8 protein-coding genes are annotated in these 13,422 nt (G+C 69.4%); 6 read left to right on the forward strand and 2 right to left on the reverse strand.

All coding sequences use genetic code 11. The features are described from left to right. Positions 1 to 40: 40 nt before the first annotated feature. Complete coding sequence (locus OEB96_RS07750; RefSeq protein WP_266214829.1) at positions 41 to 3,364, reverse strand: RCC1 domain-containing protein; 3,324 nt, start codon at positions 3,362 to 3,364, stop codon at positions 41 to 43. Between the two features lie 109 nt (positions 3,365 to 3,473). On the opposite strand from OEB96_RS07750, the gene OEB96_RS07755 reads away from it, so the two are divergent. From OEB96_RS07755 to OEB96_RS07775, 5 genes are all read left to right on the forward strand, one after another. After that, positions 3,474 to 6,146, forward strand: a complete 2,673-nt coding sequence (locus OEB96_RS07755; RefSeq protein WP_266214830.1) for a TonB-dependent receptor plug domain-containing protein — start codon at positions 3,474 to 3,476, stop codon at positions 6,144 to 6,146. Next, positions 6,140 to 7,996, forward strand: coding sequence for a VanW family protein (locus OEB96_RS07760; protein WP_266214831.1), 1,857 nt, complete (start codon positions 6,140 to 6,142; stop codon positions 7,994 to 7,996). Before OEB96_RS07755 ends, OEB96_RS07760 begins: the two co-directional genes overlap by 7 nt. 76 nt (positions 7,997 to 8,072) lie before the next feature. Then, positions 8,073 to 8,462 (forward strand): hypothetical protein, encoded by a 390-nt coding sequence (locus OEB96_RS07765; protein WP_266214832.1) that lies wholly within the window; start codon positions 8,073 to 8,075, stop codon positions 8,460 to 8,462. Between the two features lie 29 nt (positions 8,463 to 8,491). Continuing rightward, a complete protein-coding gene (locus tag OEB96_RS07770; RefSeq protein WP_266214833.1) occupies positions 8,492 to 11,305 on the forward strand; it encodes a carboxypeptidase-like regulatory domain-containing protein in 2,814 nt (937 codons plus the stop codon). Then, complete coding sequence (locus tag OEB96_RS07775; RefSeq protein ID WP_266214834.1) at positions 11,302 to 12,426, forward strand: hypothetical protein; 1,125 nt, start codon at positions 11,302 to 11,304, stop codon at positions 12,424 to 12,426. The genes OEB96_RS07770 and OEB96_RS07775 overlap by 4 nt, the downstream gene beginning before the upstream one ends. Before the next feature lie 34 nt (positions 12,427 to 12,460). Here OEB96_RS07775 and OEB96_RS07780 read toward each other — a convergent pair whose 3' ends face one another. Then, the gene (locus OEB96_RS07780) at positions 12,461 to 12,877 is read right to left on the reverse strand and encodes a hypothetical protein (RefSeq protein WP_266214835.1); all 417 of its coding nucleotides are present in this window, start codon (positions 12,875 to 12,877) and stop codon (positions 12,461 to 12,463) included. A 114-nt stretch (positions 12,878 to 12,991) separates the two neighbouring features. Between OEB96_RS07780 and OEB96_RS07785 the strand changes: the two genes are divergently transcribed. After that, complete coding sequence (locus OEB96_RS07785) at positions 12,992 to 13,336, forward strand: DUF971 domain-containing protein (RefSeq protein ID WP_266214836.1); 345 nt, start codon at positions 12,992 to 12,994, stop codon at positions 13,334 to 13,336. Positions 13,337 to 13,422: the final 86 nt, after the last annotated feature.

Below are 13,422 nucleotides of genomic sequence, written 5' to 3' on the forward strand. Positions count from 1 at the left end.
GACCCGGGCTCGTAAATCCGGGTCGCGAGCGATTGGTTGGCTACAGCCCGAACATGGTGTTCGTGGGACGGGACGGGAGTACCGTGGTCCCGTTGCCGAGGTGGCCCGCCGAGCGGAAGCCCACACAGCCCCAGCCGGCCGCCGTCTGCACGCAGGTGACGGTGTTGCCCGCCACCACGTCCATGATCCCGCTGGCCACCGCGAACGGAGTCGGCGACCGTACCTCGATGAGCCCGGTGAGATCCATGCCGCCATCGCCGAGCTCGCCGTCGGCCGAGTCGCCCCAGCACCACATGTCACCCGCGCCGTCGCGGGCACAGGCGTAGTTGCGGCCGACCGCGATCTGCACGATGCCGGCGAGCCCCGGGACCACCAGCGCCATGTCCGAGTCGGTCTCGTTGCCCTGACCGAGGTTGCCGTACTGGCCCTCGCCCCAGCAGTAGACCTCGCCGCCCGCGAGCGCGCAGGTGTGATCCTGGCCCGCATCGATGAAGTCGACGACGGCCGGAAGCCCCACCACGTCGACCGGAATCCCCGAGTCGGTGGTGTCGCCATCGTCGTCGCCGAGCTGCCCGCTGGCATCGTCGCCCCAGCAGCTCACCGCGCCGGTCGACCGCAGCACGCAGTTGTGGCCCTCGCCCGCGGTGATCTGGATCGCATCGGCGATGCCCATCACCGTCACCGGCAGGCTCTGGTCGGTGGTGGAGGACGGCTCGCCGGTCTGGTAGCTGATGTTGTCGCCCCAGCACTGCACCGTGCCGCCAGTGCGCACGCAGACGTGGGCGTCGCCCACCGCGAGCTCGTCGACCGCTCCCAGACCCATCACGGGGACCGGCGTGAGGATGTCGGTGGTGCTGGTGCCGCCCTGTCCGAGCTGGCGGCCGGCGTTGTCGCCCCAGCACTGCACGTTGGTCGACGTTCGCACGCACATGAAGCCATCACCCATGCCCGCGTCCTGCACGTCGGTCACCAGCGGGTGGGTGGTGGGGGTCGTCACGTGGCCCTTGATGGGCTCGAGGAAGCCGGCGGCCCCGGTGATGGTGCTGACCGAGACCAGCGTGCCGTCGCCCGCACACTCGAGCGTGCCATCGACCATGACCCCGCAGATCATTCCGTCGTCGAGTTCGAACTCCTCGAGCCTCACCTGGGCGACCGGGCCCGAGAACGCGACTGGCGAGGGCTCGAGCTGGTTCAGCGGCGCGATGCCGAGCTGGCCCTCCTCGCTGTGGCCCCAGCACCAGCGATCACTGGTGGCCATCAGCACGCACACCCCGCGGCCGGCGGCCTCGATGTCGACGATGTCGCCCGGCGGCAGCTGCTGCACCTCGGTGGGTACGAGGGCGTCGATGAGATCGCCGTAGCCGGTCTGGAAGCCCTCGCTCTCGCCCCAGCAGAAGATCTGGTCGGTGTAGAGCAGGGCGCAGGCGAAGTCGTCGCCCAGCGAGATCTGCTCGGCGGCCGAGGGCAGCGTCACCAGCAGCGGGGCGGGGTTGTCCACGGTGTTGCCCACGCCGAGCTGGCCGTCGATGTTGTCGCCCCAGCAGTAGACCTCGCCCAGATCGGTGAGGGCACAGGCGTTGTCCTGTCCTCCCTCCACGTCGTTGACCACGGCGAGCCCGGGCACCACGAAGGCATCGCCGCTGTCGGTGCCCGCGACTCCGTCGCCGAGCTGCCCGTTGTCGTCGTCGCCCCAGCAGGCCACGGTGTTGTCCTCGAGCACCACGCACGAGTGATCGTCGCCCAGGCCCAGGTCGATCACGGTCAACCCGCCGGGCATGGGCACCACCTGGGGGATCGCCGAGTCGGTGGTGGTGGCTCCGCCGTGGCCGAGCTGACGGTTGAGGTTGTCGCCCCAGCACCACACCTGGCCCAGGCCATCGAGGGCGCAGATGTGGTCGTCGCCGGAATCGATGGCCACGATCGGCGGCAGGCCGGTGATCTCGATGGGCGTCGACTCGTCGGTGGGCGGCGTCGACAGGGGACCCATCTGGCTCTCGAGGTTGTCGCCCCAGCACCACACGCTGCCGCCGGCCCGGAGCGCGCAGTTGTGGTACTCGCCCGACGCGACCGCGATCGCATCGCTCAGCACGAACACCGGCAAGAACGTCTCGAGGATCGTGCCGTTGCCGACCTCGCTGTTGACGTTGTCGCCGAAGCAGCCCACGTCGCCCAGGTTGGTGATCACGCAGCCGCTGCTGTAGCCGAGGCTCATGTCGACGACGAACGCCGTCTCCACGCACACGCTGGGCTCGCCCACGCAGTCCCAGCCGAAGTCCACGGCGCAGATCTCGTTGCAGCCGTCGCCCTGGCCGATGCCGCCGTCGTCACAGGTCTCGGTGCCCACCACCAGCCCGTCGCCGCAATCGGTGGCGCACACGCTGGGCTCGCCCACGCAGATCCAGCCGGGGTCGGTCTGGCACAGCGCATCACACCCGTCCCCGGCCACGATGCCGCCGTCGTCGCAGGTCTCGGTGCCGGCCGTGATGCCGTCGCCGCAATCGGTGATGCACACGCTGGGATCGCCCATGCACATCCAGCCCGACTCGACCACGCAGGCCGCCGAGCACCCGTCGAAGTCGTCGAGGTTCAGGTCGTCGCACTGCTCCATGCCGGCCGTGATGCCGTCGCCGCAGCCGGTCATGCACATGCTGGGCTCGCCTCCGCACGCCCAGCCCAGCTCCACCGCGCAGGTGTCGCTGCAGCCGTCGCCCGCCATCGCGTCGAAGTCGTCGCACTCCTCGGCCCCGAGGATCATGCCGTCACCGCACACGGTGGCGCACTCGCTGGGCTCACCCACGCAATTCCAGCCCTGCTCGTCCTGACACGCGGCGTCGCAGCCATCGCCCTCGTCGGTGTTGGTGTCGTCGCACTCCTCGTCGCCGACGATCATGCTGTCGCCGCACACGGTGGCGCACTCGCTGGGCTCGCCCTCGCAGGCCCAGCCGGGCTCGAGCACGCACTCCACCGTGCAGCCATCGTCGTCGAGCAGGTTGTCGTCGTCGCATCCCTCCTCGCCCACGATGATGCCGTCGCCGCAGACCGCGAAGCACTCGCTGGGCTGACCGTTGCACAGCCAGCCGTCCTCGATCACGCACATCGAGCTGCAGCCGTCGAGGTCGTCGGAGTTGCCGTCGTCGCAGTCCTCGCCCTCCGCCCGCAGTCCATCGCCGCAGCCCGGGGCCATGCCGGTGCTGTCGGGATCCTCGCTGGTGCTGCCGTCGGTGGTCGTGCCGGGCGCGGTCGTGGACGCCGGCTCACCCGTCGAGGTGCCGTCGGGCGGGACGACGGTTGCATCGTCGCCGCACGCCGCGAGCGCGAGGGTGGAGCCGGAAAGGAAGATGGAGATCCAAGATCGAAAGTGCATCGCAAGCCTTCGGCAAGGATACGGGACCTGCACGGTCCCACGAAACCTCCCTGAGTGCCCGCTGGCGAGTGGTTCGGCCGGCCGTGGCATTTTCGGTATGCTCACGGCGGTGCTCGGCACGGCCGCCCTCATCGCGCTCGCGGGTCTGGTAGGCCGTGGGTTTGCCCCGCAGCCTGCTCCCGCGGAGCCCGAAGGCATCGTGACGACGTCCCCCGCCGAGCCGCCGGGCTCGAGCGAGGGGTCTTCGCCCCGCCAGCCGGTCGGAGACCGAGCCCCGCCCGCGGCCAACGACTCGGCGGTGGCCGACGATCCAGCGGTGGGCGAAGCGGCCGAGGACGATCGCTCGGACGCCGGAGGGCAGAGCGTCGCGGGTGAGGACTCCGCGAGCGAAGACGGCGAGGACGACGAGCTCGAGGACGACGAGCTCGAGGACGAGGAAGACCCGTGGGCGCCCGATCCCGCGACGGCCGCCCGCTTGCGCGGCAGGATCCTCGGCTTCGGCGAGCGCCAGCCCCTCGGCGACGCGCGTCTGGTGTTCAAGGACGGTCGCCCCTCGGTGCTCGCCGAGCGCGACGGATCGTTCATGGTGATGCTGCCGCCCGGTCGCCACGAGATGATCGTGCGGGCGCCCGGCTACCGCGATCTCCCGGCCGCCGTCGAGCTCCAGCCGCGGCAGGACCTGGAGGTCGAGCTGCGCCTCGATTCCGATCTCGACAGCGACGTCTACCGCACCGTGGTCGAGACCGAGCGCCAGGTCGCGGTGAGCAGCACCACCCTGCGCGACGACGAGATCCACAAGCTCGCGGGCAGCCGTGGCGATCCGCTGCGGGTGGTCAACAGCCTCCCGGGCGTGGGGCAGCTCGCGGGCTTTCTGCCCTACGTGGTGGTTCGCGGCGCCGCGCCGGGCAACACCGGCTACTACCTCGACGGCACGCGGGTCCCGATCCTCTTCCACGTGGCGATCGGCCCGTCGGTGATCCACCCCTACTTCATCGACTCGGTCGACTTCTACCCCAGCGGGGCTCCCGTGCGGCTGGGTCGCTATACCAGCGGCATCATCGAGGCGCGCACGGTGCCCGCACGGCGCGACCGCGTGCACGGCGACGTGGACGTGCGGCTCACCGATGCGGGCGGGCTGCTCGAGATTCCGTTCGACCGTCGCAAGCAGCCGGGCTGCACCGAGCCCTCGCGCGCCGAGAAGAAGGCGGCCGGCCTCCGTGGTCCGCAGTGCGCGCGCGGTCCGGCCCGCGGCGCGCTCACCATGGCCGGGCGCTACAGCTACACCGGTGGCGTGCTCTCGCTGGTCAACGACACCGTGCGCATCGCGTTCTGGGACTACCAGCTGCGGCTCGATCACAGCCTAGGTCGCAACCTGGACATCACCTCCTTCGCCTACGGCAGCTACGACGACCTGGGCACCAAGGCCAGGACGGACGAGTTCGGCGAGGAGATCCCGGAGCAGACGTTCCTGCGCGCGCAGTTCCACCGCATCGACAACCGCCTGCGCCAGCGCCTGCGAGGCGGGGGCTCGGCGGTCTACGCGGTGGTGCTGGGTCTGGACCAGACCGGGGTGGTGCAGGGCATCGGCAACGACCAGTGGCGGGTGGCACCGCGTGCCGACTTCGTGGTGCCGGTCAGCGATGCGGCCGCGATCGGGTTCGGCCTGGATCAGGAGATCCAGATGTTTCGCCTGCCCAAGCTCGAGCCCGAGGACATCACCGAGGATCTGGGGCTGTTGCTCAGCGAGCGCACGGTGGTGGTCACCGCGGGCTACCTGGAGCTCATGTGGAAGAAGGCCGGGTTCGAGCTGCGCCCGGGGCTTCGCACCGATTTCTACCTTCAGAGCGGCAACAGCCCCTATCTGCCGCGCGCGCGCGGAGTGACCTATGCGACCGGTGTCGATCCGCGCCTGCTCATGCGCGAGCGCGTGGGGCCGCGGCTGGTGCTCAAGCAGGCGGTGGGCGCCTATCACCAGCCGCCCAGCTTTCCGATCCCGATCCCGGGCATCGAGAACTTCGGGTTCGAGCGGGGCCTCCAGCGCAACATCCAGGGCTCGTTCGGCTACGAGCTCGACCTGTTCGACGACCGCCTGCGCCTGCAGCAAGAGGCCTACCTGGGCCGGCTGACGAACCTGCAGGACTACGAGCTGGCGGCGGCCTCGGAGGAGGAGCCGCTCGACGAGCTCGAGGACATCATCAACCAGGTCACCGGGTGGGCCTACGGGCTCGAGACCCTGCTCAAGCTCGATCCCCGGCTGCGCACCTTCGGCTGGATCGCCTATACCCTCTCGCGCAGCACCCGGGACTTCCCGGTGGGTGGCTCGGCGCCGAGCAACTGGGATCAGCGCCACATCCTCAACCTGGTGCTCGGCTACAAGATCAGCCAAAAATGGTACTTCAGCGGGCGCATGCACTACCACACGGGGCGGCCCTGGACCGCGCCGGTGGGCGATCAGAGCGACGTCGATGCGCTGCGAGACAACCGCAACAATGCCCGGCTGCCGCCGTTCTTCCAGCTCGATCTGCGCATCGAGAGGATCTGGCGCTGGCCCGACTGGCAGCTGCACGCGGTGCTCGACGTGGCCAACTCGACCTACTCGAGCGAGGTGTTCCTGTGCACCCCCGACCGCGGCGACGGCGGGGAATCGGTGATCCCCGCGGACTTCCTGCGGCAGCAGGGCAACGCGATGTTCCGTGCGGCCGCGGCCAGCGGCATCGCCAAGTGCACGGCGCAGGGATTTCGCTACGTGATTCCATCGGTGGGGCTGCGGGCGCGATGGTGAGCCGTGGGAATGAGGTGGGGCCTCCGGGCGTGGAGGTGCCCGTGGACGAGGCCCAGGGGAGCGCGTTGCCCACGCGCGTCGGCGCAGCGATCTGGCGCGCCAAGGTCACCGCGCACCAGGCCCGACGCCTGCTGGATGATCTCGGCCCTCGGGGCCCGCGGCGCTTGCCGCCCGGGGCGAGCCTGCGGCAGGCCCCGGTGCTGGCCTCCTCGCGCACCCCCCTCTGGTCCACCGACGCCGGGCCCGAGTGGGTGCTCGAGGCGGGCAAGGTCGAGAACCTGCGCCGGGCGATCCGCTCGCTGCACGAGGTCGAGGTCGCGCCCGGGCAGCTGTTGGGGTTCTGGGCGCAGGTGGGGCCGCCATGGGCGATGCGCGGGTTCGTCGAGGGCCGCGAGGTCCGTGAGGGCTGCATCATCCCCTCGATCGCGGGCGGTCTGTGTCAGCTCAGCAACGCGCTCTACGACACCGCCCGTCGCGCGGGAATGGAGATCGTCGAGCGCCACGCCCACTCGCGCGTGGTGCCCGGCTCGGCCGCAGCGGCGGGACAGGACGCGACCGTGATGTGGAACTACGTCGATCTGCGCGTGCGATGGGATCGCGCGTTTCGGATCGAGGCCGAGCTCTTGCCCGACGCGCTGGTGCTGCGACTGCGGGGCTATCCATACCAGGGAGCCCGCGAGCAAGGGCAGGGCACGAAGCCTCGCGCCGAGCCCGAGCGTCGCCTGCACCTGGTTTCCGATGCCCATGGCACGCGCAGCTGCCTGTCGTGCCAGCAGGACGATTGCCATCGAGCACGGCCCACGCCCGTCATCCGCACGGGTCATCGAGCATGGCTGGTCGATGGTGTGTGGCCCGAGCACGACGCGTGGATGGCGGCCCGGCGCGATCCCGCCGACATCCTGTTGCTCCCGCTCGACGGCAAGCGCCTTCGTCGGGCCCGCTATGCGTGGAGCAGCGAGGGATTCGCGGCGGTGCACCAGTTCCCCGCGCTCACCCTGCGGCGCGCGCTGCAATCCCGACGCCTCGCCGCGCAGGGAGCCGCGCGTCAGCAGGCCCTGCTGCGCCACGAGGCCCGTCTGGCCGCCGCGATGGCGCAGCGCCTGCCGCCCAGCGCCACGCACCTGGTGGTGGCTCAGACCTTGCTGCCGCACCTGTGGCGCCTGGGAGCGCTCGGTGGGCGTCGCTTCGACGTGCTGATGACCCGGCCGCCGCTTCACCTGCTGCACGACGCGCTCGATCGCGCGCATCACCAGCACCCCTATAGCTCCACGCTCGCCGACTTTCGGGCCGACCCGGCCGCGACCGAGCTCGAGCGTCAGGCCCTCGCGGCGGCGGAACACCTGGTGACCCCGCACGCCGGGCTCGCGCGGGCGCTGGGCGATCGCGCGGTGCACCTTGGCTGGGCCCGACCACCGCGCACGCCTGCACGCCAGCCCAAGCCGCGCGGGGACGGTCCCGCGCGGGTGTGGTTTCCCGCCAGCACCCTGGGCCGCAAGGGGGCCTACGAGCTACGGGAGGCGCTGTCGGAGCTGAGGGTCTCGCTCGTGCTCGGCGGCCCCGTGCTCGAGCAGCCCGATTTCTGGGGGCTTGCCGGGCTGCCGCCCACTCGCCCGGGCACGCTCGACGACGCCGACCTGGTGGTCTTGCCCGCTCATGTCGAGACCGCGCCGCGACGCCTGCTCACGGCGCTCGCTCGCGGAGTTCCGGTGATCGCCAGCGATGCATGTGGTCTCGAGCCCGAGCCGGGGCTCGTCGTGGTGCCCACGGGGGACGCAGCGGCGCTGCGCGAGGCGATCGAGGCCAGCCTGGCACGAGGTCCGGGCTCTGCTCCCCGCATCTCGGTGGCGTAGCGCCGCGCCTCGGTGGCGCTTCGACCGTGGCGCCGGGCCGCCGATGTCACCGTGGTAGACTCCGCTCCGGAGGCTGGTGACCCGTACCGTGCTCACGATCAGCAGCGAGCAGCTCGCCACTCTGGGCGCCTCGGACCGCAACGAGTTCGTCGACCAGATCATGCCGCACCTTCGCGCCGAGCACCCGGCCTGGCACGCCGAGCTCGGGGACGACCGCGCGCGCGGGCTGGTCGAGCGCGCGATCGAGACGGGAGCAAGGCACGCGATCCTCGGGCGCCAGGCCGTACTCACGTTCATCGAGCTGTGCATCGAATTCGGCGAGCAATTCGAGCGCTCACCCGACCGGGCCTGGGCGCTGCAGCTCCTGGCCCACCGCAAGCTTCCCGACACGATCAAGGTCGGCCTGCTCGACGAGCGCCTGCGTGCCCTGACCAAGGGCAGGAGGATCGTCGAGCTCACGCCCTGAACCGCCATCCACCGTCTCAGGAGAACGACATGGCATCCTGTCCCATCTGCGGCGAAACGCTCCAGTGCGCCCACGCAACGGATCAGCAACACGTCAAGGCAGTCGAGGCCACCAAGCAAGACTGCCCCGTGATCAAGGGCGCGATCTGGGTGCAGGTGCTCGACGACAAGGGCGGCGGCGTCGAGGGCGTGACGGTCAAGGCCGCGGGCAAGAGCGGCACCACCGATTCCTCGGGCTTTGCCCCGTTCGACCCGCTCGATGCCAAGGCCTACGACGTCGAGGTCACCGATCCGCTGCCCAAGTCCCACCTCGACGGCTTCATGCTGCCCGACACCAAGAAGGTGGAGGCCACCGTCAAGGCCGGCGAGATCGTGCTGGTCAAGTTCAGGCTCGAGCGGATCAACGTGGTCACGCCCAAGATCGAGCTCGAGTACAAGACCGTGCTCTTCGACCGGCAGCTCTCCAAGCACCAGGAGAGCACCGAGCCCGAGAAATTCGTGGCCAGCGCCACCCGCATCGAGGTCTCGCTCGAGCAGACCAACGAGGAGAAGTACCCGTTCACCAAGACGGCCAAGCTGGTGTGCACCCCGGCCCACGTCGACGTGTTCACCGACGACGAGTGCACCAAGGCCCTCGACAAGGACCTCGAGGCCAATGACCTCACCGGCGACGAGCCGCTGTCGCTCTACCTGCGCGGCAAGACCAAGGGCAAGTTCAAGATCAAGCTCGAGCTGGCCGATCCCGAGGACGCACACATCAAGGCCGCCCCCGAGGAGAAGCAGCCCGAGCCCGAGCTGGGCGTGGTCGAGCTGGTGATGGCGGTCCACCAGCACGACCCGTCCGCGGTCAAGGGCACGCAGGTCGACCCCGACCAGGAGCCGATCTCGGCCTACCACACCGCGCTCAAGGACAAGGCGCTGCCCGACCAAAAGGCGCTGACCGACGAGCAGAAGGTGAAGGTGGGGCGCCTGCTCCATGCCCAGAACGGCGGCAACCACGGCCGCGGAAAGCTGGTGCTCGACAAGCTCGACTCCAGTCAGTGGCCCGACGAGACCGACGACTACGAGGTCTTCATCCACGCCACCAACACCTCCGGCGAGGTCGAGCTGTTCGACGCCGAGACCGACGGCACCAAGCAAAAGAGCCCCGCGGGGCCCTTCACCGTCAAGGACCTCAAGGCCGCCGAGAAGGTGCTGTGGGTCGAGGGCAAGACCAGCTGCAAGAAGCTGCGCGAGGTACGGCTCGACGTGGCGCTCGACCGCAAGGACGGGGGCCTGAAGAAGGAGATCAAGCGCAACGCCGACTGGGCCCGCTTCACGGTGGTCAAGATCAAGGAGGTGAAGCTCGACTACACCGCCGTGGTGGGCAAGGCCAACGCCTGGGACGCGACCAACAACCGCTTCTTCATCAACATGAAGAAGGGCGAGGCCGGCCGCAAGATCGAGATCGGCGCGCAATTGGAAGAGCCGATCGAGAACGTCGTGCTGCACTTCATGCTGGTCGAGCACAAGGACAACCGCAAGACTGCCAACTGGGGCGTGGACCTGCCCACGGGCACGCACAAGTGGACGTGGAAGGACATCACCGCCGACGTCAAGCACCTCGACAAGGACGATCGCAAGGACATCGTGCACGTCACCGAGAAGACGGGCAGCACCGGCCATGCGAAGAAGGAGGTGCGGCTGTCCCAGTTCGGCGGCGACAAGTTCTACCTGGCCGCCTACATCGAGCAGGATCCGCACCTGGGCAAGTACATCGATGGCCACACGGAGCTCGGCAAGCGCAAGCCGGTCATGTGCACCGATCCGATCCAGGTGTGGCGCAAGTTCTGGTACAAGGAGCTCAAGGTCGAGGGCATCACCGTCAAGGACTTCGGCGACGCGCCCGACACCTACGAGGACGTCAAGACCATCATGGCCGAGGCGGGGGTCAAGGAGATGACCCGCTCCACGGCCGATGGTCTCGATCCGCCGGTCATCTACCCCAAGCACATGATCAGCTACTACGTCGACATGAACGTCATGGCGTACAAGAACAACTTCAAGGGCAACACCACCGATGGCTTGATGGTGGGCGACGTCCACGAGGCCAAGTTCTGGGCCCTGGCTCCCGCCGAGGCCGACAAGCCCGTGATGTTTCGGATGCTCAATGCAAACGCGCTGTGGGCCCCGGGGAACAACACCACTGCGGTCAACGTCAATGCCTGGACGACCAGCGACAAGTTCCCCCTCCAGGTCAACGTGGGGGCGCTCGTCATCGACCCGCCCCAGACGGCCGGCGCCAAGCTGCTCACCTCGGGCCTCTGGGAAGCCGAGGACTACATCGAGACGCCGCCGCCGTCGGGCTCGCCGTCGGGTACGCCCTCGACCTGGGCATGGGGCAACGCGCGCAGCGGCAACCTCAAGAACGGGGACGTGACGCTGAGTCCCAATCGCGACGATCCCCGGATGGTGCAGGTCAACCTACCGGCCGACGTGGTGGTGGCGGGCACCGACGCCACGCACACCAGGCTCAAGATCAAGTCGCTCGTGGTGAGATCCTCGGAGATGTACCTGGGCACGTCCTACGCCAAGGGCATCGTCAACGCCTATACTCCCAACGACGAGCAGGACTTCATCAACACCATCAACCACGAGCTCGGGCACTCGCTCAAGCAGGTCACCAAGGTCCGGCCCGGCGGCATCCCGGCGCACCACCTGCAGTACGACAGCCAGGGCTCGCACTGCAATTACACGAACAAGAAGTGCCTGATGTACGAGAGCGGTCCGCAGCCGGGGTCGCTCAACCGCTACTGCCCGGTCTGTCACCCATACTTGCTCGTGCAGGACATGTCCGACGTATGACGAGCCGGGGCCGCTCCGTTCTCTTCGGGCTCGCGCTGGGGCTCGGCCCGAGCGCGTGCTCGGGCTCTGCCACGCACAAGCCCGAGGCGGCCAACATCGAGCCCGCGCCCCATGCCGGGACCGTCGAGCCGAGCCCTCGCCCGCCCGCGCCCCCCAAGGAGACCACACCGATGACCACGGAATCCGATCCCTTGATCAAGCTGCTGCACCTGTCCGATGCCGAGCACTTCACGGTCACCGAGGAGCGCTTGCTCGAGCTGCAGGGCTCGCTCTCCGACGCGGTGGAGGCCGGCGCACCGGATCCTGCCGCGCTACCCCCTCGGCTCGCGCTCGGTGCCCCGGCGCAGGTGGATCTCCGAGCGCAGGCCACGGTGCCGCTGCTGCTGGGCTCGTTCCAATCGGGCCTGCGGGCGTGGCAGGTCAACTTCGAGCCCAACCTCCTGGTGTTCGTCAAGGATCACGCCTCGGGTGAGCTCGCGTTCGCCAAGCCTCTGATCAGCCTGCGTCGCGGGCCTCGACCGCTGCCGTCGGCGGCGGGGGACCCCCCGGACGAGATCAACGCCACGGCCACGTACGCCGGCGTCAAGTCCATCGACCTCGCGCAGAAGCTCGAGACTCCGCTGCGCCCGGGACGGATCTCCGTGACCGCGGTTGCCTACGACGTTCGCTCCAACACCGTGGGGCTCGAGCTGCAGGGCGACGCACCGCGTCCCAAGTCGTTCGCCACCAAGAGCCCCCACGTGCGCCACGAGCTCGACGAGCGCTCGCCTCTTGCGCCCGAGCTCGACGTGCCCGGCACCGGCTCGGTGCGCGAGGGCCTGAAGATCCGCGTCGCGATCCAGACCTCCGACGAGGCTGCCATCGTCCGCACCGAGTTCAACCAGCCCATGCTCTCGGGTCACGTGATCCTCGTGCGGCTCGACGAGCGCCCGACCATCGTGCCCACCTTCGTACCCGTGCAGCCCGTGCGCAGTGGCGACGCCGAGCCCGCCTACAACGCGCTCTACATCGCCGACTTCGGCGGCGCCGACGGGCACCCGATCGAGACCGGGAAGTACCAGGTCTACGTGGACGTGGGCGTCGAGCTGCGCGGGCCGTTCGAACTCACCGTGACCGAGTAGCTCGAGGCGCTCGACCGGTTCTGCGCCGGTCTGGCTACGCCAGGATCCGCTTGGTCGCCGCGATGGTGCCCGCCACCTCGCGCGCTCGCATGCGGTAGCTGCCGCCAAGCGCCGCCACGTAGAGCACCTCGCCCATCAGCTCGAGCACGTCCACGCTCATGTCGCGGGACTCGCCGTTGCGACGGATGCGGGGGATGGCCTTGCCGCGACCCACGATCGGGGTGACCGCGGCCAGCATGCTCAGGTCGAGACTGGTGTCGCTCTTGGCCACCAGCATGCCCTGCTCGTCGACCACCAGCACCGCGTCGAGCCGGCCTCGATTGGCCGCGTGCGTCAGCGCCAGCTCCAGGGCCTCGGCCGTGTTGCTCGACCGCCTGCGGCGGCGCTCGTAGTAGGGACGCCCGGGTCGAGGCAGCGGGCGGAGGCGGAGAGGCTCATGGACCGCGTTCATGCATCCACACTATCCTACATCTGCCTACCACCAAATTTCGGGCGCGTTCGGGGCTGTCGCTCGAGCGCCGCCGGCGACGGGCCGGCGACGCTCATGAGGTCTATGCTCCGGCGCGTGCCCCAGCCGGTCGACGTTGCCCTGTCCCGCTCGCAGGCCCAGCTCACCATCGAGTGGGAGGACGGCGCCGTCTCTCGGCTTCCGATCGCCTATCTGCGGGGGTGGTGCCCCTGCGCCGCGTGCCAGGGCCACGGTACGGTGGTTCAGTATCACGAGGCGCCCGACGATCTGGGCATCGAGCTGATGGCCGAGGCCGGAGCCTACGCCCTGCACCTGCGCTTCTCCGACGGACACGACAGCGGGATCTACACGTGGACGTGGCTGCGCCAGATTGCGCCCGATAGCCCGCCCAAGGGCCTCAAGAACGGGCGCTTCGTGGGCGGGCGCTTCGAGGAACCGTGAGGGCCTCGCGGCTCCATTCCTCGGCATGGAAACAGCAGCGGCGTCGAGGCGCAGCGAAGGGGCGGGCCGGAGGCGCTCGACCACCA

It is taken from the genome of Paraliomyxa miuraensis, from assembly GCF_026337845.1.
GTDB classification, from domain to species: Bacteria; Myxococcota_A; Polyangia; order Nannocystales; family Nannocystaceae; genus Paraliomyxa; species Paraliomyxa miuraensis.

Excerpts from the sequence above, each read along its gene's own strand:
- OEB96_RS07750 (WP_266214829.1), bottom strand. The coding sequence starts at position 3,364 with ATGCACTTTCGATCTTGGATCTCCATCTTCCTTTCCGGCTCCACCCTC.
- OEB96_RS07760 (WP_266214831.1), top strand. The coding sequence starts at position 6,140 with ATGGTGAGCCGTGGGAATGAGGTGGGGCCTCCGGGCGTGGAGGTGCCC.
- OEB96_RS07770 (WP_266214833.1), top strand. The coding sequence starts at position 8,492 with ATGGCATCCTGTCCCATCTGCGGCGAAACGCTCCAGTGCGCCCACGCA.
- OEB96_RS07775 (WP_266214834.1), top strand. The coding sequence starts at position 11,302 with ATGACGAGCCGGGGCCGCTCCGTTCTCTTCGGGCTCGCGCTGGGGCTC.
- OEB96_RS07780 (WP_266214835.1), bottom strand. The coding sequence starts at position 12,877 with ATGAACGCGGTCCATGAGCCTCTCCGCCTCCGCCCGCTGCCTCGACCC.